At 62.8% G+C, this 25,529-nt stretch carries 26 protein-coding genes; 22 read left to right on the top strand and 4 right to left on the bottom strand.

What is annotated here, in order from left to right:
• Positions 1-2 precede the first annotated feature (2 nt).
• Positions 3-1,343 (bottom strand): SLC13 family permease, encoded by a 1,341-nt coding sequence (locus RE4_RS23465; protein WP_060939446.1) that lies wholly within the window; start codon positions 1,341-1,343, stop codon positions 3-5.
• A 99-nt stretch (positions 1,344-1,442) separates the two neighbouring features.
• Here RE4_RS23465 and RE4_RS23460 point away from each other — a divergent pair, with 99 nt between their 5' ends.
• From RE4_RS23460 to RE4_RS23395, 14 genes are all read left to right on the top strand, one after another.
• On the top strand, positions 1,443-2,090 hold the full coding sequence (locus RE4_RS23460; protein WP_060939445.1) for a FadR/GntR family transcriptional regulator: 648 nt from the start codon (positions 1,443-1,445) through the stop codon (positions 2,088-2,090).
• A gap of 267 nt (positions 2,091-2,357) precedes the next feature.
• Positions 2,358-4,922 (top strand): ATP-dependent zinc metalloprotease FtsH, encoded by a 2,565-nt coding sequence (ftsH, locus tag RE4_RS23455; RefSeq protein ID WP_030534808.1) that lies wholly within the window; start codon positions 2,358-2,360, stop codon positions 4,920-4,922.
• Positions 4,923-4,981: 59 nt separating this feature from the next.
• Positions 4,982-5,599 carry a GTP cyclohydrolase I FolE gene (gene folE / locus RE4_RS23450; protein WP_019746783.1) on the top strand — a complete coding sequence of 206 codons (618 nt, stop codon included), beginning with the start codon at positions 4,982-4,984 and terminating at the stop codon, positions 5,597-5,599.
• A gap of 5 nt (positions 5,600-5,604) precedes the next feature.
• Positions 5,605-6,465 carry a dihydropteroate synthase gene (gene folP / locus RE4_RS23445; protein WP_020968349.1) on the top strand — a complete coding sequence of 287 codons (861 nt, stop codon included), beginning with the start codon at positions 5,605-5,607 and terminating at the stop codon, positions 6,463-6,465.
• A gap of 1 nt (position 6,466) precedes the next feature.
• The gene (gene folB / locus RE4_RS23440; RefSeq protein ID WP_019746785.1) at positions 6,467-6,832 is read left to right on the top strand and encodes a dihydroneopterin aldolase; all 366 of its coding nucleotides are present in this window, start codon (positions 6,467-6,469) and stop codon (positions 6,830-6,832) included.
• On the top strand, positions 6,829-7,332 hold the full coding sequence (folK, locus tag RE4_RS23435; protein WP_030534807.1) for a 2-amino-4-hydroxy-6-hydroxymethyldihydropteridine diphosphokinase: 504 nt from the start codon (positions 6,829-6,831) through the stop codon (positions 7,330-7,332). Before folB ends, folK begins: the two co-directional genes overlap by 4 nt.
• 17 nt (positions 7,333-7,349) lie before the next feature.
• Positions 7,350-7,817, top strand: a complete 468-nt coding sequence (locus RE4_RS23430; RefSeq protein WP_153213529.1) for a DUF3180 domain-containing protein — start codon at positions 7,350-7,352, stop codon at positions 7,815-7,817.
• A 68-nt stretch (positions 7,818-7,885) separates the two neighbouring features.
• Positions 7,886-9,010: a DUF6779 domain-containing protein gene (locus tag RE4_RS23425; protein WP_201799169.1), complete on the top strand. Its 1,125-nt coding sequence runs from the start codon at positions 7,886-7,888 to the stop codon at positions 9,008-9,010.
• 110 nt (positions 9,011-9,120) lie between these two features.
• Positions 9,121-10,062, top strand: coding sequence for a Rossmann-like and DUF2520 domain-containing protein (locus RE4_RS23420; protein ID WP_019746789.1), 942 nt, complete (start codon positions 9,121-9,123; stop codon positions 10,060-10,062).
• Positions 10,055-10,987 (top strand): pantoate--beta-alanine ligase, encoded by a 933-nt coding sequence (gene panC / locus RE4_RS23415; RefSeq protein WP_170320391.1) that lies wholly within the window; start codon positions 10,055-10,057, stop codon positions 10,985-10,987. The genes RE4_RS23420 and panC overlap by 8 nt, the downstream gene beginning before the upstream one ends.
• Before the next feature lie 27 nt (positions 10,988-11,014).
• Positions 11,015-11,461: an aspartate 1-decarboxylase gene (gene panD, locus RE4_RS23410; protein WP_003945761.1), complete on the top strand. Its 447-nt coding sequence runs from the start codon at positions 11,015-11,017 to the stop codon at positions 11,459-11,461.
• Positions 11,462-11,464: 3 nt separating this feature from the next.
• On the top strand, positions 11,465-12,280 hold the full coding sequence (locus RE4_RS23405; RefSeq protein ID WP_019746791.1) for a type III pantothenate kinase: 816 nt from the start codon (positions 11,465-11,467) through the stop codon (positions 12,278-12,280).
• Positions 12,281-12,541: 261 nt separating this feature from the next.
• Positions 12,542-13,060 (top strand): cysteine dioxygenase, encoded by a 519-nt coding sequence (locus RE4_RS23400; protein WP_019746792.1) that lies wholly within the window; start codon positions 12,542-12,544, stop codon positions 13,058-13,060.
• Positions 13,057-13,479 carry a rhodanese-like domain-containing protein gene (locus RE4_RS23395; protein ID WP_003945445.1) on the top strand — a complete coding sequence of 141 codons (423 nt, stop codon included), beginning with the start codon at positions 13,057-13,059 and terminating at the stop codon, positions 13,477-13,479. The genes RE4_RS23400 and RE4_RS23395 overlap by 4 nt, the downstream gene beginning before the upstream one ends.
• Positions 13,480-13,500: 21 nt before the next feature.
• Here the strand turns inward: RE4_RS23395 and RE4_RS23390 are convergent, their stop codons facing one another.
• Entirely contained in the window at positions 13,501-14,460 is a 960-nt protein-coding gene (locus RE4_RS23390; RefSeq protein ID WP_060939443.1) for an AraC family transcriptional regulator, read from the bottom strand.
• A gap of 80 nt (positions 14,461-14,540) precedes the next feature.
• On the opposite strand from RE4_RS23390, the gene RE4_RS23385 reads away from it, so the two are divergent.
• The 3 genes from RE4_RS23385 to lysS are packed head-to-tail and all read left to right on the top strand — an operon-like array spanning position 14,541 to position 17,397.
• Entirely contained in the window at positions 14,541-15,374 is an 834-nt protein-coding gene (locus RE4_RS23385) for an NmrA family NAD(P)-binding protein (protein WP_020968357.1), read from the top strand.
• Positions 15,371-15,874, top strand: a complete 504-nt coding sequence (locus RE4_RS23380; RefSeq protein WP_060939442.1) for an anthrone oxygenase family protein — start codon at positions 15,371-15,373, stop codon at positions 15,872-15,874. Before RE4_RS23385 ends, RE4_RS23380 begins: the two co-directional genes overlap by 4 nt.
• A gap of 11 nt (positions 15,875-15,885) precedes the next feature.
• A complete protein-coding gene (lysS, locus tag RE4_RS23375; protein WP_003945834.1) occupies positions 15,886-17,397 on the top strand; it encodes a lysine--tRNA ligase in 1,512 nt (503 codons plus the stop codon).
• Positions 17,398-17,623: 226 nt separating this feature from the next.
• Here lysS and RE4_RS31200 read toward each other — a convergent pair whose 3' ends face one another.
• A complete protein-coding gene (locus RE4_RS31200; RefSeq protein WP_162267913.1) occupies positions 17,624-17,998 on the bottom strand; it encodes a DUF8017 domain-containing protein in 375 nt (124 codons plus the stop codon).
• A gap of 113 nt (positions 17,999-18,111) precedes the next feature.
• Between RE4_RS31200 and RE4_RS23360 the strand changes: the two genes are divergently transcribed.
• From RE4_RS23360 to RE4_RS23340, 5 genes are all read left to right on the top strand, one after another.
• On the top strand, positions 18,112-18,450 hold the full coding sequence (locus RE4_RS23360) for a histone-like nucleoid-structuring protein Lsr2 (RefSeq protein ID WP_003945673.1): 339 nt from the start codon (positions 18,112-18,114) through the stop codon (positions 18,448-18,450).
• 150 nt (positions 18,451-18,600) lie between these two features.
• A complete protein-coding gene (locus RE4_RS23355; protein ID WP_060939458.1) occupies positions 18,601-19,497 on the top strand; it encodes an esterase/lipase family protein in 897 nt (298 codons plus the stop codon).
• A 5-nt stretch (positions 19,498-19,502) separates the two neighbouring features.
• The gene (locus tag RE4_RS23350) at positions 19,503-20,393 is read left to right on the top strand and encodes an esterase/lipase family protein (RefSeq protein WP_269138594.1); all 891 of its coding nucleotides are present in this window, start codon (positions 19,503-19,505) and stop codon (positions 20,391-20,393) included.
• A 297-nt stretch (positions 20,394-20,690) separates the two neighbouring features.
• The gene (locus RE4_RS23345) at positions 20,691-23,234 is read left to right on the top strand and encodes an ATP-dependent Clp protease ATP-binding subunit (protein ID WP_003945604.1); all 2,544 of its coding nucleotides are present in this window, start codon (positions 20,691-20,693) and stop codon (positions 23,232-23,234) included.
• A gap of 77 nt (positions 23,235-23,311) precedes the next feature.
• Positions 23,312-23,791 carry a nucleoside deaminase gene (locus RE4_RS23340; protein ID WP_021342784.1) on the top strand — a complete coding sequence of 160 codons (480 nt, stop codon included), beginning with the start codon at positions 23,312-23,314 and terminating at the stop codon, positions 23,789-23,791.
• A gap of 57 nt (positions 23,792-23,848) precedes the next feature.
• Here RE4_RS23340 and fadD5 read toward each other — a convergent pair whose 3' ends face one another.
• Positions 23,849-25,438 carry a fatty-acid--CoA ligase FadD5 gene (gene fadD5, locus RE4_RS23335; protein WP_020906085.1) on the bottom strand — a complete coding sequence of 530 codons (1,590 nt, stop codon included), beginning with the start codon at positions 25,436-25,438 and terminating at the stop codon, positions 23,849-23,851.
• Between the last annotated feature and the right edge of the window lie 91 nt (positions 25,439-25,529).

The raw sequence follows: 25,529 nt of genomic DNA, 5'->3' as shown, positions 1-25,529 counted from the left end.
ATTCAGACGGACCAGGGAACAACGAACAGCAGCCAGGCGAGGATCGGCGTCACGACCATGATGGTCATGCCCCACCGCATCGTCAGCCCGAACACCACGTCGCGTTCTTCCGGAGCGGCGTTCGCCACCACCAGCGCGCCGTTGGTCGAGAACGGACTGCAATCGACCAGAGACGACGAGATTGCCAGTGCGATAACCAGGCCGGTTGCATTGACCTGGCCGGTCATGAGGAAGGGAATTGCCAAAGGGATGAGTGCACCGAGGATTCCGGTGGTGGATGCAAACGCCGACACGATCGCGCCGATCAGACAGATCAGGAACGCCGCGAGAAGTGGAATGCCCACGTGAGCTACCGAATCCCCGAGCCACTGGACGGTGTTTTGGTTCTGCAATAGGGCCACGTAGGTGACGATTCCGCCGATGAGGAGCACGGTGCCCCAGCTGATCTTGTCGACGGCCCCGCGGGCGGAGGCCGGGAAGATCAGGGTGAGAAGTACCGCGACGGTCAGTGCGGTGAATCCGACGTCGAGGTCGAAGACCAAGGCGCCGAGTGCAAGCGACGCCAGTCCGAGCAGGGTGAGTCGCCGCTCGAGATTGAGTGCTCCCTCGTGCGGAGCGGTCCCAACCGAGGACTTGCCGCCACCCTTCGAGCTGTCGCCGGCACCCGAACCGGTGATGGTGTCGCCACCGCCCGACGCGTTGCCGACTGCGCTGACAAGCACGCGCTCCGAGGCGCCGCGTGCAATCAATGCGCGACCGCCGAACGAGACGTACGCGATTGCGGCAACTACGGCCGCGGCCGCGAAGGTCGAGACGAACAGCAAGGCCGGGCTGGACGGGAGGCCGTTCTGGCGCATGACGTCGTTGGTGATCACACCGAAGATTCCGATAGGGGAGAAGCTGCCCGCCGTTGCGCCCTGGACGACCATGAAGCCCATCAGCATGGGGTGGATCCGGTAGCGGGTGGCGAAGCCCATCGCCACGGGCGCGATGATGGCAACGGCAGCGGGACTGACCGCGCCCATGGCGGTGACGGCCGCGCACACCGCGAACATCGCCCACGGCACGAGGGCCACTCGTCCTCTGACCGCACGGACCGCCGCGTGAATGATCCAATCGACCGTGCCGTTGTTTCTGGCCAGCGCGAACAGGTAGGTGACGCCGACCAGGATGACGAAGAGGCTGGCCGGGAAGCCGTCGAGGATCTCGCTGGTATCGACAGTGAAGACCAGTGTTCCGACGACGAAGGCAGCCACCAGGGCAAGCGCACCCATGTTCACCGACCTCACGGTGGATATGACGAACACCAGGACAAGTACTGACAGGGCTATGACATTTGCCATCGAACTCTCAATCCGTTCGCGACCAGCTTGTGGTCTGCATCACTTGGAATTGGCCTAGCCTCTCTGCCACTGCTCCATTTGTCAAGTACACTCCGAGGCATGAATTCGACGTCATCGCCCGGCTCGCGCTCGGGCCTGCCCGGACGATTGAAGCGTCCGCGTCTGTATGAGCAGTTGGCCGAGCACATTTCGAATTTCATCGAGGCTCAAGGCCTTTCGCCCGGCGATCGGCTTCCTCCCGAACGCAGCCTGGCTGCCGAACTCGGCGTGAGTCGAGCGTCGCTGGCTCAAGCGCTCGTGGCCCTCGAGATTCGGGGCAGAGTCGAAATCCAGCACGGTAACGGAGCGGTGATTCGCGAAGCTCCGACGCCCGACGCGGGTAGGTCTGCAGACTCGGGAGTGCGGTTGCAAGACCGAACCGTCGACGAACTGACTGCTGCCAGGGAAGCGATCATGGCCGGCCTGGCTCGGGCGGCGGCGTCGAATCCCAACGCTGCGCTTCGGGTCGCGATGTTGACCGACGACGGGACCGCGAGAAACTTCGCCGAGACATGGCGCTGCGTCAGGCACCTGGCCGGTGGCGGCTTATTGGCTGATCTCGACGACACCATCGCCAAGCAGGCGGACGTGCCCGAGTCCTCGGCGCGACTGTCTGCGCGACTCGATCAGCTCGCGCACCGGATCATCGACGGTGACCAATCGGGCGCCGCTGACGTTGTTGCGGGAATCCTCTCCGAAACGGCCTGACGAATAACGACGGACGAGCGTCGGAAAAGCGCACGATAACCACTATGAGCATGTTCGCTCACAGGAAACTGTGCTGCGACGTAGCCCGGGAACCTGATCGGCAATGCGCACGTTGAACACAGTGACGACCGTTCCAACCAAGCGGCACGGCCGCTGGCGGGCATCGATGGGGCCGATCGCGGTAACCTGCAGGTGTCCGGTTGGCAGCCGGAAGGCGACCTGGCAGACCCGCACTCTCGAAAGGACCGGCCACATCGGCCGACCTGTATGAACCGTAAGACTGTGTTCCGTAACGTGCTACTCGTAGCCGTCGTGCTGTTGGTGATCTATGCCTTCAGCTACTTCAGCAACGACACCCGCGACTTCAAGACCGTCGACACCTCGGTCGCGATCTCCCAACTCGACGCCAAGAACGTTGAGTCGGCGCAGATCGACGACCGTGAGCAGCAGGTTCGTCTGTGGCTCAAGAACGGCAACGACGCCACCGACGGTAAGACGCAGATCCTGGCGAAGTACCCCGCGAGTGCGTCGGAGCAGATCTTCGACAAGGTCGAAGGCGCCGGAGCGGACAAGTTCAACACGACGGTCACTCAGGAGAGTTGGCTGACGTCGATCCTTCTGTTCGTGCTGCCGATGATCATTCTGTTCGGCATCTTCTTCTTCGTCATGAACCGGATGCAGGGCGGCGGTGGTCGCGGCGGAGTCATGGGATTCGGTAAGTCGAAGGCCAAGCAGCTCACCAAGGACATGCCGAAAACCACGTTCGCCGACGTCGCCGGTGCGGACGAGGCTGTCGAAGAGCTGTACGAGATCAAGGACTTCCTGCAGAACCCGGCTCGCTACCAGGCGCTCGGCGCCAAGATTCCGCGCGGTGTGCTGCTGTACGGCCCTCCCGGAACCGGTAAGACGCTGCTCGCTCGCGCTGTCGCAGGCGAAGCCGGCGTCCCGTTCTTCACCATCTCCGGTTCGGACTTCGTCGAGATGTTCGTCGGTGTCGGTGCTTCGCGTGTTCGCGACATGTTCGAGCAGGCCAAGCAGAACAGCCCCTGCATCATCTTCGTCGACGAGATCGACGCAGTCGGTCGTCAGCGCGGCGCAGGACTGGGCGGCGGACACGACGAGCGCGAGCAGACGCTCAACCAGCTGCTCGTCGAGATGGACGGCTTCGGTGATCGCACCGGCATCATCTTGATCGCCGCAACCAACCGCCCAGACATCCTCGACCCCGCACTGCTGCGTCCGGGACGCTTCGATCGCCAGATTCCGGTTGGCGCCCCCGACCTCGCCGGTCGCCGTGCGATCCTGCGAGTGCACTCGCAGGGCAAGCCGATCGATCCCAACGCCGATCTCGAAGGCCTCGCGAAGCGGACCGTCGGAATGTCGGGCGCCGATCTTGCCAACGTCATCAACGAGGCTGCGCTGCTCACCGCACGCGAAAACGGAACCGTCATCACCGAAGCCTCGCTCGAGGAATCGGTGGACCGTGTTGTCGGTGGACCGCGGCGTAAGAGTCGCATCATCAGCGAGCACGAGAAGAAGATCACGGCGTACCACGAGGGCGGTCACACGCTGGCTGCTTGGGCAATGCCTGACATCGAGCCGGTCTACAAGGTCACGATCCTCGCTCGCGGTCGCACCGGCGGTCACGCGATGACCGTGCCCGAAGACGACAAGGGTTTGATGACGCGTTCGGAGATGATCGCTCGTCTCGTCATGGCAATGGGTGGACGCGCCGCCGAGGAGCTGGTGTTCCACGAGCCCACCACCGGAGCGTCGTCCGATATCGACATGGCGACCAAGATCGCACGCGCGATGGTCACCGAATACGGCATGAGTGCCAAGCTCGGCGCGGTTCGCTACGGACAGGAGGGCGGGGATCCGTTCCTCGGCCGTTCGATGGGCGTTCAGTCCGACTACTCGCACGAGATCGCCCGCGAAATCGACGAGGAGGTGCGCAACCTCATCGAGGCGGCGCACACCGAAGCGTGGGCAATCCTCAACGAGTACCGCGATGCGCTCGACCTCATCGCTACCGAACTGCTCGAGCGTGAGACGTTGACTCGCAAGGACCTCGAGAAGATCCTTGCCGGCGTCGAAAAGCGTCCGCGTATCACGGCTTTCAACGATTTCGGTGGGCGCACGCCTTCGGATCGTCCGCCGGTGAAGACTCCGCGCGAACTCGCGATCGAGCGCGGCGAAACGTGGCCGGAGCCCGCTGCTGCACCTGTTCTCGTCAAGGCAGGCGCACCCAACAGCGGTGTCCCCAACGGCGGTGTCCCCAACAATGGTGGTCTTCCCAACAACGGCAACCAGGGACCTTCCAACGGCTACGCACAGCCCTCGTACCCGCAGCCGAGTGCTCCGCAGCAGACTCCGCAACCGGGAACACCCGACTACGGAGCGCCCGCCGGATGGTCGGCACCGGGTTGGCCTCCGCGTGAGAACCCGTCGCCGACGTACCCCGGACAGCAGTCGGGTGGGTACACCGGTGGACAGAATCCGACCCCGCCGAACCAGTCGCAGGGCCAGTACGGTCAGCCCCAACACGGTCAGCCCCAGCCCGATCAGGGGCAGTACGGTCAGCCGCACCCGGGACAGCAGGCGTACCCCGAGCAGCCGCACCCCGGCCGCCGTTACCCCGCGCAGCCCGATTACCCGGTGCAGTACCCGGACGGTGGACCCTTCGCCGATCCGAACCGGGGAAACCCGACCGGCGAAAACCAGTGGCAGAGCCCCGCACCGGAACAGCCGCAGACTCCGCCGCCGCATCATTCGGCTGAGGACGACGGCCCGAGCACCGCTCGCTGGGACGGACCGGACGGATCCCGCTGACCTTGCGCCACTAGGCTCTGCGGCGGGGGACCTGTGAACAATTCTCGAGGAGAGTTCGGTTGTCGGTGAATGATGTGGCCAGTGAACTGGTGTCGCTCGGAACGGGCCGCCCGTTCGATCAGGCGCGGGCAGAGGCTGCCGTACGGGAATTGTTGATCGCGGTCGGTGAAGATCCGGAGCGCCCAGGTCTGCTCGATACGCCGGCCAGGGTTGCGCGCTCGTACAAGGAGATCTTCGCGGGTCTGTACTCCGAGCCCGACGACGCGTTGAATACAACTTTCGACGAGGGTCACCAGGAATTGGTGCTCGTGCGAGACATTCCGATGTTCTCGACGTGCGAGCACCACCTGGTGTCCTTCCACGGTGTTGCTCACGTTGGCTACATCCCGGGAAAGTCGGGGAAGGTCACCGGTTTGTCGAAGCTCGCGCGCGTCGTCGATCTGTACGCCAAGCGTCCGCAGGTTCAAGAACGCCTGACCAGCCAGATCGCGGATGCTTTGATGCGCAAGCTCGACCCGCGTGGAGCCATCGTCGTCATCGAAGCCGAGCACCTCTGCATGGCGATGCGCGGTATCCGCAAGCCTGGAGCCAGCACGACCACGTCAGCGGTTCGTGGGCTCCTGCAATCCAGCGCGGCCTCACGGTCCGAAGCGCTGGACCTCATCCTTCGTAAGTGAGCGAGATGTCCGCGGCTCCCGTTGCAGGTAGCGATCCGGCCCGGATGGTCGTGATGGGGATTCTGAACGTCACCGCCGATTCGTTTTCCGACGGTGGTCAATTTCTCGATCGTGACGCGGCGATCGCTCGCGGGCTCGAACTGCAACGCATAGGCGTCGACATCGTCGACGTCGGCGGCGAGTCGACGCGCCCCGGAGCCACCCGCGTCGATCCGAAACTCGAGGCGGATCGTATTGCCCCGGTGATCGAAGAACTCGTGGCAGCCGGAATTCGCGTCAGCGTCGACACGATGCGTGCTTCCGTCGCCGCCGCCGCGATCGAAGCGGGCGCAGGCATCGTCAACGACGTGTCGGGTGGTCGCGCAGACCCCGACATGGCATCCGTTGTGGCAGACGCCGGAGTGCCCTGGATCCTCATGCATTGGCGCTCGGCCGGTGACTACGTCCATCGTGGCAGCGCCGATCACTACGACGACGTGGTCCGCGACGTCCGTGACGAACTGCTGTCGCAGGTCGATCTGGCGTTGAAAGCAGGGGTCGATTCGTCGTCGATCATCCTCGACCCCGGCCTCGGGTTCGCGAAGAACGCCGACCACAACTGGGCACTGTTGCGTGCACTACCCGAGTTCAACGCGACCGGATTCCCGGTACTGGTCGGCGCTTCCCGAAAGCGGTTCCTCGGGTCTCTGCTCAGCGATCCCGACGGCAATCCCCGTCCGCCTGGTGGCCGCGAGACTGCGACGGCCGTGGTCTCGGCCCTTGCAGCACGTGAGGGTGCCTGGGGAGTTCGGGTGCACGACGCACAAGCCTCGCTCGACGCCATTGCCGTGGTCGACGCCTGGAACCGTGGACGAGAAAGGGCCTGACATGGGGGACCGAATCGAATTGCGCGGGCTGAAGGTTCGCGGTAATCACGGAGTGTTCGACCACGAGAAGCGTGACGGTCAGGACTTCTTCATCGACATCACCGTGTGGATGGACTTGGCTCCCGCCGCGGCGTCGGACGATCTGACCCATACCCTGCACTACGGCGAGTTGGCGGAAGCCGCCGCAGCCATCGTCGCCGGCCCGTCGCGCGATCTCATCGAGACCGTCGCCGCTGAGATCGCCGACGACGTCATGAAAGATTCGCGAGTCGAGAGCGTCGAGGTCGTGGTCCACAAACCGTCGGCACCGATTCCGCTGGTTTTTGCGGACGTCGCCGTCGTCGCACATCGGACCAGATCGGCATGACGCGCGCTGTTCTGTCGATCGGTTCCAACATCGGCGACAGCGTGGCTCACCTGCAGTCCGTCGTCGACGGGTTGGGCAGCGCCGTCGTTGCTGTCTCACCGGTCTACTCGACGGCGCCGTGGGGTGGCGTCGAGCAGCAGGATTTCTTCAACGCGGTGGTGGTGGTCGACGATCCCGAGGCCGACGCCGCTGAGTGGCTTCGCCGGTCGCAAGCTCTCGAGGAAGCTGCAGACCGGGTGCGCGAACAGCGTTGGGGACCCCGGAGCCTGGACGTGGACGTGGTCGACTGCGAAGGCGTCGTCAGTTCCGATCCCGTGCTCACCCTTCCCCATCCGCGAGCGCATCTACGGGCATTCGTGCTCGTTCCCTGGCTGGACGTCGAGCCTGACGCGACGCTGATCGTCGACGGCCAGAAGTTGTCGGTGGCACAAATTCTCGACGGCCTCGATCGCACTGAGCGTGAAGGTGTGCGCACTACCGATGTGGTGCTTGCGCGGTGACCGAAGAAGGCAAGGGTTTGAAGCCGACCCGGATCAGTGAACTCGCGGTTCTGGCTGCGGTTGCTGCTGTGGCGACCTGGATTCTGATTCGCGTGTTCTACGGTTCGATGCCGCCCATCCCCGTTTATGCGGGAGCGTCGCTGTACTTCGTGGCCGTTGCCGAGGCCGTCTTCGCTTTTGTCATTCGTTCACGCGTCAAGAACCGTCAGGTCGGAGACGGGCTCAGACAGCTTCATCCCATCACTGCCGCCCGAGCGCTGGCATTGGCCAAAGCATCCGCTTTGGTCGGTTCAGCTACCGTCGGTGTCTGGGTCGGAGTGCTGGTGTATCTCATCCCACAGCGCTCGGTTCTGCAGGCCGCAGCCTCCGACACGCCGGGCGCGTGGGTGGGGTTGGGCGCCGCAATTGCGCTGGTAGCGGCAGCTCTGTGGCTCGAACATTGTTGCAAGACGCCGGAAGATACACCTGACGAGCCCGCGCACTGACAGCCTGGTCGGCAAATCACCCACCGAGGTACGTGGCGACCCCGGTCTCGGCAAGTACCCTGGCAACCATGACAAATTCTGGTCGATCGAAGTCTGCGCGCCGAAGCAAGCGCAGCGCGAGCCAGATGATCATTGCTGCTCTTCTGGCACTTGCTGTCATTGCTTCGCTGTTTCTGATCTTCAGCAACAGCGTTCAGCTTCTTCGGGTGGGACTGGTCGTCGCTCTGTGGGCAGCCACCCTCGGCGCTATCGCCATGACCAAGTATCGGCGTGAGTCGGCACTGGACAAAGCCAAGGTTGCCGATCTGCAGACCGTGTACGAACTGCAGCTCGAACGTGAAATTTCGGCTCGACGTGAGTACGAACTGAGCGTCGAAGGTCGCGTGCGACGTGAGGTGACCGCGGACGCTGAGGAACTGGCCGGGCTGCGCGCCGAATTGGTGGCGCTGCGCCGAAACCTCGAAGCACTGTTCGAAGGTGGACTGCTGCCCGAACAGACCGCGCTCAAGACCGATTCCACGCGAGTACCGGAACTTGGCGGTAGTTCGTACGGCGCGTACCAGCCGGCACCGTCGGGGTTGTACGTTCCCGGCGCCGGCCAGAACGGACCCAGCCAACCGGCACCGAACGTCGGCGGCTTGGCATCGCCCAACGACGATCCGGTGACTGCTGAGACGACCGTCGTGTTCGCGGAGACGTCGTGGCGTGACAGCAGCTTCGTGGCGCCGCGCGTCATCCCGACGCAGAAGCCACAAGAGACGCAGAAGCCACAAGAGACGCAGAAGCCACAGAATCAGAGCGGGAACCAGGCACCGAAGAGTTCCCCAGCGAGTTCCACTGTGAGTTCCTCGCCGACACGAACGGTGAAAGACGTTCCGGTGGAGAAGGATCCGGAACCGGTAGCGCCGGTCGAGCCTGAAGTCAAGGCTCCCGCCCAGGCCCCGAACATCGAAGACGCCGTCATCGAAGACGCTGTCGTCGAAGAGGCGCCCGAGGTTGTTCCCGAGATTGTCGCGGAAGCTGAACCCGCTGCGGAGCCTGACGCAGAGCCTCGCCGTCGTCGCCGTGCCGCTCCGGAAGATGCCGCGAGCGGTGCTCATTCCAACGGATTGACCGTCGCCGAAATAATGGCGAACCTGAGTTCGAGCAACCCGTCCGAAGGCTCCGGTCGACGTCGTCGCCGAGAGGACTGAGTCGCAGATCACTCGCCCGGCCATGGCATGACGGTTCGGGCGAAGGATATCCTCGGACGCAGAACGTCTGGTACCCGCCGAGCGGGACTGGAACGAACGAGAGGAATCCGGTGACTTCCTTCGGGATCACTAATGGGCCTGCACCTGCGCGATTGACGGTAGGAATTGTCTCAGCAGGACGGGTCGGAACAGCTGTCGGTGCCGCATTGGAGCGAGCCGGTCATGTTGTGAGCGCTTGCTCCGCCGTCTCTAGTGCCTCGGTCGCCCGCGCTGTGAAGCGGCTTCCCGATACCGAAATTCTTCCGGCTGCCGACGTCGCAGCTCGCTCCGAACTGCTGATTCTTGCCGTTCCTGACGACCAGCTTGCGGATCTTGTGCGAGGTCTCGCGGCCACCCAAGCCGTCAAGCCGGGCACGCTCGTCGCCCACACGTCCGGTGCCAACGGCATCGCGATCCTGACTCCGCTCACCGAACTCGGCGCGCTGCCCTTGGCTATCCATCCGGCGATGACGTTCACCGGTCACGACGAGGACACCGCACGGCTGTCGTCGGCATGCTTCGGAATCACTGCTGCCGACGACATCGGTTACGCGATCGCGCAGTCACTGGTCCTCGAGATCGGCGGCGAGCCCGTCCGAGTGCGCGAGGAGAACCGCGCGCTCTACCACGCCGCACTGGCTCACGGCAGTAATCACCTGGTCACGCTCGTGGTCGACGCCGTCGAGGCGCTGCGAGCGTCGTTGCAAGGTGACGAGCTGCTCGGTCAACAGTTGGTCGACGGAGATCCGGGTGGAGTGGCCGAGCGTGTCCTGCAGCCGCTGCTGTCGGCAGCCTTGGACAACGCGCTACGACGCGGTCCCTCGGCGTTGACCGGTCCGGTGGCACGCGGCGACGCTGCTGCCGTCGACACACATTTGCGCGTACTGACAGAACTGGATCCGGAGCTCGCTGCCGGCTATCGGGCGATGTCCTTGCGATCGGCCCAGCGGGTGGGCGCCCCCACCGAATTGTTCGACATCTTGACTGAAACGGGAGGTGACCGTCGTGAGTGATCTGCAGGGCGGATACAAGCGCGGCGAACTGACGGTGCACCACGATCCGGACAAGCTTCGGCGCGTCTCGCGGGCACTGCGAGGTGTCGGGCGTCAGGTGGCGCTCGTTCCGACGATGGGTGCGTTGCATGCCGGCCACATCGAATTGGTTCGTCAGGCCAAGGTCACCGGCGCCGTCGTGATCGTTTCCATCTTCGTGAACCCGCTCCAGTTCGGTGCGGGCGAAGACCTGGACGCGTACCCGCGCACTCTCGATGCGGATCTCGACCTGCTTCGCGCCGAGGGCGTCGAATTGGTGTTCGCGCCGAGCGCCAAGACGATGTACCCGCGGGGCCAGCGCACCACCATCGTGCCGGGCCCGTTGGGTAGCGAACTCGAAGGCGGAGCGCGCCCCACTCACTTCGCGGGAATGTTGACGGTTGTGGCGAAGCTGCTGCAGATCGCGGCACCCAATCACGCCTACTTCGGTGAGAAGGATTACCAGCAGCTGACACTCATCCGTCAGATGGTGTGGGATCTCAACTTCGATGTACAGATCATCGGAGTTCCGACGGTCCGCGAGTTCGACGGCCTCGCGTTGTCCTCTCGCAATCGCTACCTCGACGAGGGCCAGCGCGCTGCAGCGGTCGCGCTTTCCGCTGCTCTGATCGCCGGTGCACACGCGGCGTCCGGGGGAGCGGAAGCAATTCTGGAAACCGCACGCGCTGTTCTGGCAGCTGTTCCGGAAATCGAGGTCGACTACCTCGAGGTTCGGGGCGTCGATCTGGGCCCCGCGCCCGAGCGAGGTGACGGCCGACTGTTAGTGGCCGCCAAGCTCGGAACCACCCGTTTGATCGACAACGTCGGTGTCGCGGTGGGAACCGGGTTCCTCGAGCGTGACACTGACCCATCCGCCGACGCCATCGACGACCTGCTGTCTCACTGAGCACTTTTCACGAGTAAGGACCTGGATATGTTTCGCACAATGATGAAGTCGAAGATCCACCGCGCCACCGTGACTCACGCCGACCTGCATTACGTCGGCTCCGTCACCGTCGACCAGGATCTGATGGACGCCGCAGACCTCCTCGAAGGCGAACAGGTGTGCATCGTCGACATCGACAACGGTGCGCGTCTCGAGACGTACGTCATCGCCGGCGAGCGCGGAACTGGTGTTATCGGAATCAACGGTGCGGCAGCGCATCTGGTCAAGCCGGGCGATCTGGTCATCCTCATCGCCTACGGCGTGATGAACGAGCAGGAAGTCAAGGAATACTCCCCGCGCGTCGTCTTCGTCGATGCCGACAACAAGCAGATCGAACTCGGCTCAGACCCGGCTCACGCGCCGGAGGGTTCGGGTCTGATCACCCCGCGCATGCTGTCGACACTCGAGGCCTCGCGCGAATCCAGCCTGGTGTAATCCATGCTGCTCACGGTCGACGTGCGGAACACCAATATCGTTCTGGGGTTGTTTTCCGGGACTGGTGAGTATTCGAAGCTGTTGCAGGACTGGCGAATGCGAACCGACCCTCGGATGACTGCCGACGAGTTGGCGTTGACCTTCCGTGGGCTGTTGGGTACTCATGTCGATGAGATCACCGGCGTTGCGGCGCTGTCGACAGTGCCGTCCGTCTTGCGTGAAATCCGCGTGATGCTGGAGCGGTACTGGGGTCACGTTCCCCACGTGGTGGTCGAACCGGGTATTCGCACCGGTGTGCCACTGTTGGTGGACAACCCCAAAGAGGTGGGAGCCGACCGGATCGTCAACAGTCTTGCCGCTCACCATCTTTACGAGGGTCCGTGCATTGTCGTGGACTTCGGTACGTCGACCTGTGTCGACGTCGTTTCCGCCAAGGGTGAGTTTCTGGGCGGCTGCATCGCGCCCGGACTCGAGATCTCGACCGATGCCTTGGCGTCGCAGTCCGCTGCGCTGCGCAAGGTCGAATTGGTGCGCCCGCGTTCGGTGGTCGGCAAGAACACCGTCGAATGCATGCAGTCCGGTGCGGTATTCGGCTTTGCCGGCCTCGTTGACGGATTGGTCAACCGCGTACGCGACGAACTGCCGGAGTTCGGTGGTGACGACGTCTCCGTGATCGCAACCGGGGACAGCGCACCGCTGATCATTCCCGAATCCGACACTATCGACCACCTCGAACGGGACCTCACTCTCGAGGGGCTGAGGTTGGTCTTCGAGCGCAATCAGGCGCGTCGTGGATCCGGTCGACGACCGGTCGCCTGATCGATGGTTTCGTTCCAGCAGTTTCGCGATTGCAAAAGTTATGCCACAATGGTGCTCGTGAATCGCTGCATGGGTGCTCAGGAGTGTTGTCGAGGCTGACCGCTGCCTTGACCAATTCACATTCCTTGGAGCTAGCTCGTGCTATCCACATATTCTGCAGATCTCTCTGTTTTGACCCCTACTCTCGCTGCTGATCGTGCTGTTTCCGCAGGTCGTAGCGCTAATCGTGGGGCGTCCGGACGCCGTCCGAGTGGTGCGTCGTTGCCTACCCGCCTTCGCCCGGCCGATTTGCTGCGACTGACCGACGAGGGAGCGAACGGCGTGCTCGACGGCCGTTTCGACCACCTCATTCCCGACGCCTTCCCGACGCTCGATCGTTGGTCCACTCGCCTGCATGCGGACGACGACGTCGATGTGTGGCTCATCAGCTGGGTACCCGAACGCAACACCGAATTGCACGACCACGCAGGTTCGTTCGGCGCATTGACCGTCCTCAGTGGTTCTCTGACCGAATTCCGTTGGGCCGGTGACGCCCTGGTGGAACGCCAGCTCGACGCCGGCGATCAGGCTTCTTTCCCGCTCGGCTGGGTTCACGATGTCGTGCGTTCGACGGATGTTCCTGGTGCTCCGATCGAAATCAGCTCTGATGCACCGACTCTGAGTGTTCACGCCTACTCACCGCCGCTGACGGCAATGTCCTTCTACGAAGTGACGGATCACCGGACTCTTCGTCGCACCCGTACCGAGCTGACCGACCTGCCCGAGGGGGGCACCAAATGACCATCGACCAAATGCTCGACGACGCTCGCGCACAGATCGATCGTATGTACGTCTTCCAGCTCACCGAAGCCTTCCATCGCGGCGCGATCTTCGTCGACATTCGCCCGCAGGCGCAGCGCGCCATCGAGGGAACCCTCCCCGGTGCACTCGCGATCGAGCGAAACGTTCTCGAGTGGCGACTCGACCCCACCAGCAGCGCACACCTCGCGTTGGCCACCGACCACGACGTCGAGTGGGTAATCGTCTGCTCCGAGGGCTACACCTCGAGCCTGGCCGCAGCGTCGTTGCAGCAGTTGGGTCTGCACAAGGCCACCGATCTCGTGGGCGGGTACCAGGCGATCAAGGCCGCCGGACTGCTCGGTGCGCTCAGCGGAGTGCGTCATTGCTCCCGCGAGTTGGCGGCGGTTTCGGCTCATTGAGGTATTTGCTGTGCGCCTTTATTAACCGCGGGCGGTTAATAAAGGCGCACAGCGGGTCTGGCGGTAAATCTTCGGGCTCATTCCGTGATGGCGGGTGAAGGCCGTCGTGAGCGCAAAGGGGCTCGAGTAGCCCACTTCTCGCGCGATCGAGGACACCGTTCGTGCCGGGTCTGCGAGTAGATCCGCCGCCACCGACAAGCGCCACTCGGTCAGATAGCCGACGGGTCCGATCCCCATGAGACCGGTGAACCGGCGTGCGAAGGCCGCTCGTGAGCTGCCGGACTCCTGGGCCAGGCTCGCGACCGTCCAGGGATGTTCCGGCCGATTGTGTATGAGCCGCAAGGCATGCCCGATGACGGGATCCTCGTAGGCCTTGATCCATCGCGGTGATCGATTCTGGTTCTCGGCGAACCATGTACGGACCGCCGAGATCAGGACCAGGTCCAGGAGCCTGTCCAACAACACTTCTTGTCCTGGTCCGTCGGCGGCGATCTGTTGTTCCAGAAGCTTTGTCATCGGCGCGGTTTCGATGCTGCGACGGACTACCGCGACGGGTGTCAGGCTGTCAAGGATCTGACGGCTGACATAGGAGTCCAAACGGTATGTGCCCGTGAGCATGACGGTCTGGCCACTGGTCGAGTTGCCCCAGGTGCGAACGCCGAGAACCGACATGTCCTCGAGTGGCGATCCGTCGACCGCGGCGCAGTTTTGTGCCTCGTCGATGAGTACGTGGACCGGGGTGTCCGGGTGATCGGCGACCGTATAGGGATCGGGGCCGCGCAGGAGTGCAATGTCGCCGGCCTCGAGATCTTCTGTCTGTCCGGTGTCGGACACGACAACTGCGGTGCCGCGAACCAGAACCAGCACGGTGATCGGTGCGTGGTCCTCGATACGTAATGACCACGGTGGATCGAGCAGCGAGCGCAGCAGAAAAGCGCCCTCCGCCCGCGACCCGGCCAGCATCATCGACAATGCATCCATGTTTCGACGGTAGACGCTGACGTATGTTTTTGCGACCTTCGGCTATGGATCGTATTGACGCTCCGCGGTCGAATGAGTACATGACGACAACAAGCGACATTCAATCGGCAGTAGTGATCGGTGGTACCGGTAAGACCGGTGCGCGCGTTGCGCAGAGGCTGACGGCGGTGGGAATCCGTACCAGAATCGCGTCGAGAACATCCGGGACGCGTTTCGACTGGAACGATCAGACGACGTGGCAGCCTGCAGTGTCCGGCGTCGACGTGGCATATGTGACGTATGCGCCGGACCTCGCAGTGCCGGAATCGAGCACCCACATCGAGGAACTCGCTGAGCTTGCGTACCGCGAAGGAGTTCGTCGCATGGTGCTCCTGTCCGGGCGCGGTGAACCGGCGGCGCAGAAAGCCGAGCAGGTTCTGGCCGACACCGGTCTGGAATGGGCTGTGGTGCGGGCCAGCTGGTTTGCCCAGAACTTCAGTGAGGGGTATCTACTCGATCCGATTCGGGAAGGCCGCCTGGAACTTCCGGTCGGAGAGGTGGGGGAGCCGTTCATCGACGTCGACGATCTAGCTGACGTGGCGGTGGCCGCATTGACTCGAACCGACCTCCTCGGCCGAGTTCTCGAGGTGACGGGTCCGGAGTTGCTCACCTTCGCGGAGGCCGTTGAGGCGATTTCGGCGGTGTCGGGGCGTGCGGTGTCATTCGAAAGAATTGGACTGCAACAGTTTTCCGGCGGCATGGCAGAAGTTGGCGTCCCGAGTGATGTCGTGGAGTTGCTCACTTACTTGTTTGCCGAGGTTCTCGACGGACGAAATCAAAGTGTGACCGGCGTCGTCGAAGAGGTCCTGGAACGACCCGCTCGAGATTTCACCACTTTTGCCGCCGAGGCTGCTCGAACGGGGGTCTGGTCGTGAAGAAATCCGAGATCTTCTTGGAGTTGCTCGTCGGCGTGACTGCGCTCGGCGCGCTCGTTGCCGGTGGCGCGTTGTTCGCGTTCTCGTCCTTCGTAATGCCCGCCCTGCGGTCGGTCGACGCACACGCCGCGATCACGTCGATGCAGGCGATCAACGTCGAAGCACCGCGGAGCGCCTTGATGCTGCCACTCGTCGGATCGGCGCTCACCGCGATCGCCGCCGGAATCTGGGCAGCGATCTCCAGACCGGACGGCTGGGTCCTTGCCGTTGTCGGTTGTGTCGGGGTGCTCGCGTCCTTCGCGGTGACAGCGATCTACCACGTCCCCCGCAACGACGCTTTTGCCTCGGTCAGCGCTACCGATGCAGCCGCATGGGCGTCGTACGAGGTGGGTTGGACGGTGTGGAATCACGTCAGGGTTGCGCTGTACTTCCTGTCGGGAATCGTGCTCGCGGTCGCCGCGGTGCTACCAGCAACAAACGCGGTGGACACGGCCCAGTAGTCTTGTACCCCGTGAGTGATGTAGAAGCCCAGCCAGTCGACGACACCCCCGAGCAGCTCCGTATCCGGCGCGAGAAGCGTGAACGGATCCTCGCGCAGGGGCAGGAGGCGTACCCGGTTTCGGTCGATCGCACCCACACGCTCGCGCAGATCCGCGCGGAGTACCCGGAACTCGAGCCGGACACGGCGACTGGCGTGCTGGTCGGCGTCGTCGGCCGCGTCATCTTCATGCGCAACACCGGCAAGTTGTGCTTCGCGACTTTGCAGGAGGGCGACGGTACCCAGCTGCAGGCCATGATCAGCCTCGCCGGCGTCGGCGAAGAGGCACTGGCTGCCTGGAAGTCCGACGTCGACCTCGGCGACTTCGTCTTCATCCACGGTGAGGTCATCAGCTCCCGTCGGGGTGAGCTCAGCGTGATGGCCGACGCGTGGCAGATCGCATCCAAGTCGCTGCGCCCCCTGCCGGTTGCTCACAAGGAGATGAGCGAAGAGTCCCGGGTGCGTCAGCGCTACGCGGATCTGATCGTTCGCCCCGAGGCTCGCGACAACGCCCGCAAGCGCGTCGCTGTTGTCCGTGCGCTGCGTAATGCGCTCGAGAGCCGCGGCTTCCTCGAGGTCGAGACGCCGATGCTGCAGACGCTGCACGGCGGCGCGGCAGCTCGCCCGTTCGTCACGCACTCCAACGCCCTCGACATCGACCTGTACCTGCGTATCGCGCCGGAACTGTTCCTCAAGCGTTGCGTCGTCGGCGGTATCGAGAAGGTCTTCGAGATCAACCGCAACTTCCGCAACGAGGGCGTCGACTCCACTCACTCGCCCGAGTTCGCGATGCTCGAGACGTACGAGGCCTACGGCACGTACGACGATTCCGCGAAGATGATTCGTGAGCTCGTCCAGGAAGTTGCGCAGGAAGCATTCGGCACGCAGGTCCTCACCCTCGCCGACGGTTCCGAGTACGACGTCAGTGGCGAGTGGCAGGTTCTCGAGATGTACCCGTCGCTGTCGGCTGCCATCGGCACCGAGGTCACGCCGGATACGACGGTCGACGAGCTTCTCGCTCTGGCGGAGAAGGTAGGCCTCGAGGTTCCCAAGGACAAGGGCTACGGCCACGGCAAGCTCGTCGAGGAGTTGTGGGAGCACCAGTGCGGCGATCAGCTGTACGTGCCGACGTTCGTCCGTGACTTCCCGGTCGAGACGTCGCCCCTGACTCGTGATCACCGCAGCAAGAAGGGTGTCACCGAGAAGTGGGACCTGTACATCCGCGGATTCGAGTTGGCGACCGGCTACTCCGAACTTGTCGACCCCGTCATCCAGCGTGAGCGCTTTGTCGACCAGGCGCGCCTCGCGTCGGCAGGCGACGACGAAGCGATGGTGCTGGACGAGGAGTTCCTCGCCGCGATGGAACAGGGCATGCCGCCGACCACCGGCACCGGCATGGGAATCGATCGACTGCTGATGGCTTTGACGGGTCTCGGTATTCGCGAGACGATTCTCTTCCCGATCGTTCGTCCGTCCGCTCGCTAGCTTTACTTCGATCAAGGTTCGGCCGCACATGTTGCGGCCGAACCTTTTTCAGTTGGGGCACTCCCAAGGTATTCGATACGGTTCACAGTCGGCGTCGTCGTCGGCTATCGGCGGTGCCGAAAACCAGATGAATCTGGGTGAATTCTTCAGCTCGATCAGCTCAGCGGGGAGCGCTCGTAGTTGGGATTCGATTTGTTCCCAACGACATTCGCCTGCGGCAAAGGATTCATCCATGCGCGGTCGCCTGAGTTTCGGACTTTCGAATTGTTGCGATGATTTGGTCGATCGTGCCCTGGTTGAGTGCGTCAGGTAGTCCCTGATCCGACTGGACAAGGAAGACCATGACCTCGGCTGTGGAGTATCCGGGTGTGGTGACGACATCGAATTGTGCTGAGGGCGGATCGCATTCGTTGTCCGCCGGGATATTTGTGACGGTTGCGGTGTACCGGATCGCAGGGCGTCCGGAGATGGTGAAATTCGTGGGTCCGCTGTAAGCGATGCTGGCGAGAGTGCCGTTCTTGGAGGCGAAGATTGCGCTCGGTAGTCTTTTCTCGAGCCGTCGTCTGTCATGATTCCCCCGTCTGTCTTTGTCGCAAGACAAGCCGACTGGCATACCCGGCGGAGATCAGTCCCAATCATCCGGACGAGCCAAGACAGGACGTTTGTCCAGGTGCTATTGTCGCTGCTTATCGAAGGATCTGGGGAGGAATGGTCGTGGTGAAAAAGGTTGTTGTCACGATGGTTGACGATCTGGACAAAAAATCGCCCGCGGACGAAACTGTGGAGTTTTCCGTCGACGGAGTTGCTTACGAAATCGATCTGACCGCCGCCCACGCCGCGGAACTGCGCGATGCACTGAAAAAGTGGATTCCTCATGCGAGAAAGTCGAATTCCGCCAAATCGGTCAACGGAGCGGTGACCAAATCCCGTCCCGTTGCGGACCGCGATCAGAGTGCCGCCATCCGCGAATGGGCCAAGGGTGCGGGCTTCGAGATTTCGGCCCGCGGTCGTATTTCCACGGAGGTGCGCCGAGCCTACGAAAAGGCCGTCTGAAATGGATCGCGAATGGATTCGGGCGCATTTTGCCGAAACGGATTGATAACGCGTTCTAGTTTGTTAGCGTCTGCACGGTTCGCATCTCTCGTAGAGGAGTCGGTCGTGCACAGAATCGGGTTGTTCGGGGGCGTGGTTCTTGCCGCTCTGATGCTTGTCGGGTTCACCTCCGTGGCTTCGGCTCAGGCCGCGTTGCCCGTGCCCAATGCCTTCCTTGCCGGTGTTCCTCAGGAGTTGGGAAATCCAGGCGGTTCAGCTCCTGGATCCAATGACTTTTTGTGTAAACCTACTGCCGAACATCCCAATCCGGTTGTGCTCGTTCACGGAACGGGTGGAAACAGGCAGACCAACTGGGCCACCTATGCGCCGTTGCTCGCCAACGAGGGCTACTGCGTCTTCGCGCTGACGTACGGAAACTTCCCCGAGCAGCCGTGGCCGTTGTCGGCCATCGGTGGAATGCAGGAAATTCCTTCCAGCGCAGCACAATTGTCGAATTTCGTCGATCAAGTTCTGAGCGCTACGGGCGCAACGTCGGTGGATCTCGTCGGGCATTCGCAAGGCACGATCATCAACGGGTACTACGCGAAGTTCCTCGGCGGTGCCGACAAAGTGGACAACATCGTCTCGGTGGCATCGCTGTGGAAGGGAACCCTCGGAAACGAGCAGGCAAGTATCGGCCGCAGCCTTCGCGAACTCGGGGTATCCGAGGCGGCACAGGCAGGATTCCCGATCTGCAAGGCGTGCCTGAACATGGGGGCCGGTTCGGAGTTCATCGAAAATCTCCGTGCGGGAGGCGTTTACGCGCCGGGCGTTCACTACACGAACATCACGACGCGCTACGACGAACTGGTGCTGCCGTATACAAATGGGCTGGAGCCCGGGCCGAACGCAACCAACATCGTCGTCCAGGACGGTTGTGAGCAAGACATCTCCGATCATCTCGCCATCGCGGCGTCGCTGCGCGCGGCGACTTTTGCTCTCAATGCACTCGATCCCGCGCATCAGCGGCCGGTACCGTGCAACTCGGTATTGCCCGTCGTGGGTTGATCAATATGTGGAGGCCTTCGGTGGGGATTCGAACATGCGTGGGTGCGCTCGCTCTGGCGGGTGCCGTGGCCGCGACCGCCGCACCTCTTGCGTCGGCGAACGAACCTCTTCCCGTTCCGTCCGGTTTCTTCAGCGGAATCGCCCTCGAAGCGACCAACCCGGGCGGATCGGCCCCTGGCACCAACGACTTCTCGTGCACGCCTTCCGCTGCTCATCCTGATCCAGTCGTCCTGGTGCACGGGACGGCGGCCAACCGTCAGACCAATTGGGGCGTACTCGCACCCGTACTGGCCAACGACGGGTACTGCGTTTTCGCGCTCACCTTCGGGAATCGAACGGACCAGCCGTGGCCGATTTCCGCAGCCGGCGGTCTCGCACCACTCGGAGACAGCGCAGGGCAGCTGTCGGACTTCGTCGATGACGTTCTCTCTGCGACGGGTGCCTCGAAGGTCGACCTGATCGGACACTCTCAGGGGACGACGGTCAGTGCGTACTACGCCAAGTTTCTCGGCGGCGACGCGAAGGTTTCCAAGATCGTCTCCATCGCTCCGTTGTGGGACGGCTCGGAGGTCGGGCCGCCGGAAGGCGTCGGGGGACCGGATTTCGACAACGCCACCTTCGTGACCGAACTGCGCGACGCGGGCGTCTACTCCGATGACGTCGAGTACACCAACATCGTGACTCGGTTCGATCAAGTGGTCGTTCCGTACAGCAGCGGAATACTGGCCGCGTCGAACGCGTCGAACATAGTTGTTCAGGACGGTTGCGAGCAGGACCTGTCGGATCACATCGCGCTGGTGGCGTCGCAGCGAACGGCGACTCTGACGCTCAACGCGCTTGATCCGTCGAATCCGCGTGAGGTGCCGTGCACTCGGGTACTCCCGATATTCGGCTGATCAGGCGTCGAAAATCGCTGTTCGCTTCAGGCGTACAGGAACCGGGAAACGATTCCCTCAGCTGCGACGTTGTGAACGGTAAGCAGTCCGGCTTCCGCCGCCAATCGGGTGGAGGAGCAGCAGGTGGACTTCGCGCCCTCTAGAGTAATAAGTGGGGTCGTGCAACCTTTGTCGATTCGTGGACGTCAGTCCGCTGACCGGCGAGGCGATCAGTCTGTAGTGCCGGAGCGAAACGCGGCGACCAGGGACGAGACATCCGGTCTCGAACCTGCCCGCCGGAGAGTGTGAGGGAGAGCGATGTTCGAGAGGTTCACCGATCGCGCGCGGCGCGTTGTTGTCCTGGCTCAAGAAGAAGCCAGGATGCTCAACCACAACTACATCGGCACGGAGCACATCCTTCTCGGCCTCATTCACGAGGGCGAAGGTGTTGCAGCCAAGTCGTTGGAGTCGTTGGGTATCTCCCTCGAGGGAGTCCGCAGCCAGGTCGAGGAGATCATCGGCCAGGGCCAGCAGGCTCCGTCCGGTCACATCCCCTTCACACCGCGCGCCAAGAAAGTCCTCGAGCTGAGTCTGCGCGAAGCGCTGCAGCTCGGACACAACTACATCGGTACGGAGCACATTCTGCTCGGTCTCATCCGTGAGGGTGAGGGCGTAGCAGCCCAGGTTCTGGTCAAGCTCGGTGCCGATCTCAACCGTGTCCGCCAGCAGGTCATCCAGCTGCTGTCGGGCTACCAGGGCAAGGAGCCCACCGAAACCGGTGGCACCCGCGGAGAGGCCGGCACGCCGTCCACCTCGCTCGTGCTCGACCAGTTCGGTCGCAACCTGACGCAAGCTGCCCTCGAAGGCAAGCTGGACCCGGTCATCGGCCGCTCGAAGGAAATCGAGCGCGTCATGCAGGTTCTCTCGCGTCGTACCAAGAACAACCCGGTTCTCATCGGTGAACCCGGTGTCGGTAAGACCGCTGTGGTCGAGGGCCTGGCTCAGGCAATCGTCAACGGTGAGGTCCCCGAGACCCTCAAGGACAAGCAGCTGTACACGCTCGACCTCGGGTCGCTCGTGGCCGGCAGCCGTTACCGCGGTGACTTCGAAGAGCGCCTGAAGAAGGTTCTCAAGGAGATCAACACCCGCGGAGACATCATCCTGTTCATCGACGAGCTGCACACCCTCGTTGGTGCGGGCGCGGCCGAGGGCGCTATCGACGCGGCCTCCATCCTCAAGCCCAAGCTCGCCCGCGGTGAGCTGCAGACCATCGGTGCTACCACTCTCGACGAGTACCGCAAGTACATCGAGAAGGATGCCGCTCTCGAGCGTCGTTTCCAGCCCGTTCAGGTGGGCGAGCCGACCGTCGAGCACACCATCGAGATCCTCAAGGGTCTTCGTGACCGCTACGAGGCTCACCACCGTGTCTCCATCACGGACGGTGCTCTCGTGGCAGCGGCGACGCTGGCCGACCGCTACATCAACGACCGCTTCTTGCCGGACAAGGCGATCGACCTCATCGACGAGGCGGGCGCGCGAATGCGCATCCGTCGGATGACTGCACCGCCGGACCTGCGCGAATTCGACGATCGCATCGCCGACGCGCGTCGTGAGAAGGAGTCCGCGATCGACGCGCAGGACTTCGAGAAGGCTGCGAACCTGCGTGACAAGGAGAAGACCCTCGTTGCTCAGCGCGCTGAGCGTGAGAAGCAGTGGCGTGCGGGCGACCTGGACGTCATCGCCGAGGTCGACGACGAGCAGATCGCCGAGGTTCTGGGCAACTGGACCGGTATCCCCGTCTTCAAGCTCACCGAGGAGGAGACCACTCGTCTGCTCCGCATGGAAGAGGAACTGCACAAGCGGATCATCGGCCAGGAAGAGGCAGTCAAGTCCGTCTCGAAGGCGATCCGTCGTACGCGTGCAGGTCTGAAGGATCCCAAGCGTCCCTCGGGCTCGTTCATCTTCGCCGGCCCGTCCGGTGTCGGTAAGACGGAGCTCGCGAAGTCGCTCGCCAACTTCCTGTTCGGCGACGACGACGCTCTGATCCAGATCGACATGGGCGAGTTCCACGACCGCTTCACCGCTTCGCGTCTGTTCGGTGCCCCTCCCGGGTACGTCGGATACGAAGAGGGTGGCCAGCTCACCGAGAAGGTGCGCCGCAAGCCGTTCAGCGTTGTGCTGTTCGACGAGATCGAGAAGGCACACCAGGAGATCTACAACACCCTCCTGCAGGTGCTCGAGGACGGCCGTCTCACCGACGGTCAGGGACGTACCGTCGACTTCAAGAACACGGTGCTGATCTTCACGTCCAACCTCGGTACGTCGGACATCTCCAAGGCAGTCGGCCTGGGCTTCAGCTCGGGAACGGGCACGGAGTCGAACTACGAGCGCATGAAGCTCAAGGTTCACGACGAGCTGAAGAAGCACTTCCGTCCCGAGTTCTTGAACCGTATCGACGACATCGTCGTCTTCCATCAGCTCACGAACGAGCAGATCGTTCAGATGGTCGACCTGATGCTCGCTCGCGTCGAGGCGGCGCTCAAGAACAAGGACATGGCCATGGAGGTCACCGACAAGGCCAAGTCGCTTCTGGCCAAGCGCGGATTCGATCCGGTACTGGGTGCACGACCGCTGCGTCGCACCATCCAGCGCGAGATCGAGGACCAGATGTCCGAGAAGATCCTCTTCGGAGAGATCGGACCCGGCCACATCGTGCTCGTCGACGTCGAGAACTGGGACGGCGAAGGCTCGGGAGAGGACGCGAAGTTCACGTTCACGCCCACCAAGAAGCCGATCGACGTGCCGGACGCACCGCCGATCGAGCTGACCAAGGCCGGCGAAAGCGAAAGCGCAGCAGAGTAGTACAGCAGAGTAATTAACGAACGGGCGGCACCTCACCGGTGCCGCCCGTTTCGTGTATCACGGGAGAGGGCGTACACATGAACGACATCGAACTGGGTCACCTGCGTCGTTGCGTCGAATTGGCAACGGAAGCATTGGATGCCGGCGACGAACCTTTCGGTTCCGTCCTGGCAGCGGCCGACGGAACATTTCTGGCGGAAGATCGAAACAGGATCGCGGGCGGCGACAACACTCGCCACCCCGAGTTCGAGCTGGCTCGGTGGGCGGTTCAGTATCTGACGCCGGAAGAGCGTTCGACGGCAACGGTATTCACCTCGGGAGAGCACTGCGCGATGTGTTCGGCTGCGCACGCATGGGTGGGCCTCGGACGTATCGTCTACATCTGCTCTTCGGCTCAACTCGGCGACTGGCTCGCGGAGTGGGGTGCGGCCCCGGCGCCGGTGAAGTCTCTGTCCGTCAACGAGGTTGCGCCGAACGTCCCGGTCGAAGGTCCGGTGCCGGAGTTGGTTCCGTTGGTGCGAGAACTGCATCGGAAGTTGCATTCGCAGAGTGCTTGAAAGGCACAGGTTAACGGGCGGCACCTCGGTGGAGGTGCCGCCCGTTTGCGTGTGGAGTCAGGAAACTGCGTCGACCGCTCGGACCTTCTCTCGCAGTTCGCCCTTGACGACCTTGCCGCTTGCATTGCGCGGCAGAGCTTCCACGACGACGATGTCCTTCGGGTGCTTGTAGCGCGCGAGACGATCATTGAGGAAGCTGCTCAGTTCCTCGATGGTCAGGTCCACGGCTGAACCTGGCGCCATCGCGACGATCGCTACCGGCACCTCACCCCACTTGGCGTCGGGGCGACCGACGACGGCCGCTTCGACGATCAATTCGTGTTCGTAGAGAACGTTTTCCACCTCGGCGCAGTAGATGTTCTCTCCGCCGGAGATGATCATGTCCTTCTTGCGATCGACGACGTAGACAAAGCCTTCGTCGTCGACTCGAACGAGATCGCCGGAGTGGAACCATCCACCGTGGAAGGCGTCAGCGGTGGCGGTGGGGTTGTTCCAGTACTCGCTCATCATCGTGGGCCCGCGGTAGACGATTTCACCGATTTCACCGGGCGCCACGTCGTCCATGTTCTCGTCGACGACCCTGGCCGAAATGGTCGGGATGACCCGACCGACGGATCCGAGCTTGCGAATCGCATCCTCACCGTCGAGAACGCAAGTGATGGGCGACATCTCGGTCTGACCGAAGACTGCGACATTGAATGCGTCCGGGAAGGTTTCGGCCATTGCCCGCAGGATGGTATCGGACGATGGTGCGGCGCCCCACGAGATGTTCTTCAGCGACAGTGCTCGAGGTTGCGCCTTCTGCACTGCGCACACGGCCTGCCATTGCACGGGCACGAGGAACAAGCTGGTGACCTTCTCGGCTTCGAGAATGTCGAGTAGTTGACCAGGGTCGAATGCGCCGACCGGATGGATCACCGTGGTCGTGCCGAGTTGCAGGCTCGGCGCGATGGAACCGAGGGCCGCGATGTGGAACATGGGCGACGCGCAGAAGCCGATGGAATCGGCATTGAACAGATGGAAGGCCCTGATACAGGTCAATGCTTGCGAAGACAGGTTGGAGTGGGAGAGCACCGAACCCTTGGGGCGACCGGTGGTTCCCGAGGTGTACATGATGAGTGCAGGAGTGTCGTCCGGGATGTCGACGAACGCGTGCGGCTCGCCCGCCTCGCTGATCAGGTCCTCGTAGTTCAGGCTGTCACCCTCGGCGGGGGCGCCTACGGTGATGGAGATGTCGATACCCTCTGACACGGCACGCGCCGCTCCGGCCAGTGGAGCCAATGGTCCTTCGGCGACAATGACTTTGGAGCCGGAGTCGTTGACCAGGTAAGCGACCTCGGGTGGCGTGAGACGGAAGTTCACCGGAACAGCTATCGCGCCCAGTGCGTTGGTCGCGAGCACGATCTCGAGGTATTCGGGGCGATTGAGCATCAGGATGAGCACGCGGTCGCCGAAGCTGACGCCGCGTCGGGCTAGAGCGTCTGCCAGCTTCTCGACGCGTGCGTCGAGGGTGCTCCAGGTGATGGAATCGCCCAAGAATCGCAGCGCGGTGCGATCGGGAATCATCTGCGCATGCCTGGCGATCTGATTGTTCCAGTTGGTGCGGCGTGAACGCTGCGCCTCGGAGACTGCATCGGTGGAGGCCATCGATGGGTTCCTCTCATGCGTGGGTGATTGTGTGACTCAGGCTACAGTGAGCCGTCGATTCTCACAGTGGTTTTGTTAACGAAAATTCGCA

The organism is Rhodococcus erythropolis NBRC 15567 (assembly GCF_001552595.1).
In the GTDB taxonomy this organism is placed as follows: domain Bacteria; phylum Actinomycetota; class Actinomycetes; order Mycobacteriales; family Mycobacteriaceae; genus Rhodococcus_F; species Rhodococcus_F erythropolis.
The sequence above is the reverse complement of the archived record's forward strand: the minus strand, read 5'-3'. Positions and strand labels throughout refer to the sequence as shown.

What these genes read in the sequence shown, in the direction of transcription:
- RE4_RS23465 (WP_060939446.1), bottom strand. Translation starts at nt 1,343, where the DNA reads ATGGCAAATGTCATAGCCCTGTCAGTACTTGTCCTGGTGTTCGTCATA.
- RE4_RS23460 (WP_060939445.1), top strand. Translation starts at nt 1,443, where the DNA reads ATGAATTCGACGTCATCGCCCGGCTCGCGCTCGGGCCTGCCCGGACGA.
- ftsH (WP_030534808.1), top strand. Translation starts at nt 2,358, where the DNA reads ATGAACCGTAAGACTGTGTTCCGTAACGTGCTACTCGTAGCCGTCGTG.
- folP (WP_020968349.1), top strand. Translation starts at nt 5,605, where the DNA reads ATGTCCGCGGCTCCCGTTGCAGGTAGCGATCCGGCCCGGATGGTCGTG.
- folB (WP_019746785.1), top strand. Translation starts at nt 6,467, where the DNA reads ATGGGGGACCGAATCGAATTGCGCGGGCTGAAGGTTCGCGGTAATCAC.
- folK (WP_030534807.1), top strand. Translation starts at nt 6,829, where the DNA reads ATGACGCGCGCTGTTCTGTCGATCGGTTCCAACATCGGCGACAGCGTG.
- RE4_RS23425 (WP_201799169.1), top strand. Translation starts at nt 7,886, where the DNA reads ATGACAAATTCTGGTCGATCGAAGTCTGCGCGCCGAAGCAAGCGCAGC.
- panD (WP_003945761.1), top strand. Translation starts at nt 11,015, where the DNA reads ATGTTTCGCACAATGATGAAGTCGAAGATCCACCGCGCCACCGTGACT.
- RE4_RS23405 (WP_019746791.1), top strand. Translation starts at nt 11,465, where the DNA reads ATGCTGCTCACGGTCGACGTGCGGAACACCAATATCGTTCTGGGGTTG.
- RE4_RS23395 (WP_003945445.1), top strand. Translation starts at nt 13,057, where the DNA reads ATGACCATCGACCAAATGCTCGACGACGCTCGCGCACAGATCGATCGT.
- RE4_RS23390 (WP_060939443.1), bottom strand. Translation starts at nt 14,460, where the DNA reads ATGGATGCATTGTCGATGATGCTGGCCGGGTCGCGGGCGGAGGGCGCT.
- RE4_RS23385 (WP_020968357.1), top strand. Translation starts at nt 14,541, where the DNA reads ATGACGACAACAAGCGACATTCAATCGGCAGTAGTGATCGGTGGTACC.
- RE4_RS23355 (WP_060939458.1), top strand. Translation starts at nt 18,601, where the DNA reads ATGCTTGTCGGGTTCACCTCCGTGGCTTCGGCTCAGGCCGCGTTGCCC.
- RE4_RS23350 (WP_269138594.1), top strand. Translation starts at nt 19,503, where the DNA reads ATGTGGAGGCCTTCGGTGGGGATTCGAACATGCGTGGGTGCGCTCGCT.
- RE4_RS23345 (WP_003945604.1), top strand. Translation starts at nt 20,691, where the DNA reads ATGTTCGAGAGGTTCACCGATCGCGCGCGGCGCGTTGTTGTCCTGGCT.
- RE4_RS23340 (WP_021342784.1), top strand. Translation starts at nt 23,312, where the DNA reads ATGAACGACATCGAACTGGGTCACCTGCGTCGTTGCGTCGAATTGGCA.
- fadD5 (WP_020906085.1), bottom strand. Translation starts at nt 25,438, where the DNA reads ATGGCCTCCACCGATGCAGTCTCCGAGGCGCAGCGTTCACGCCGCACC.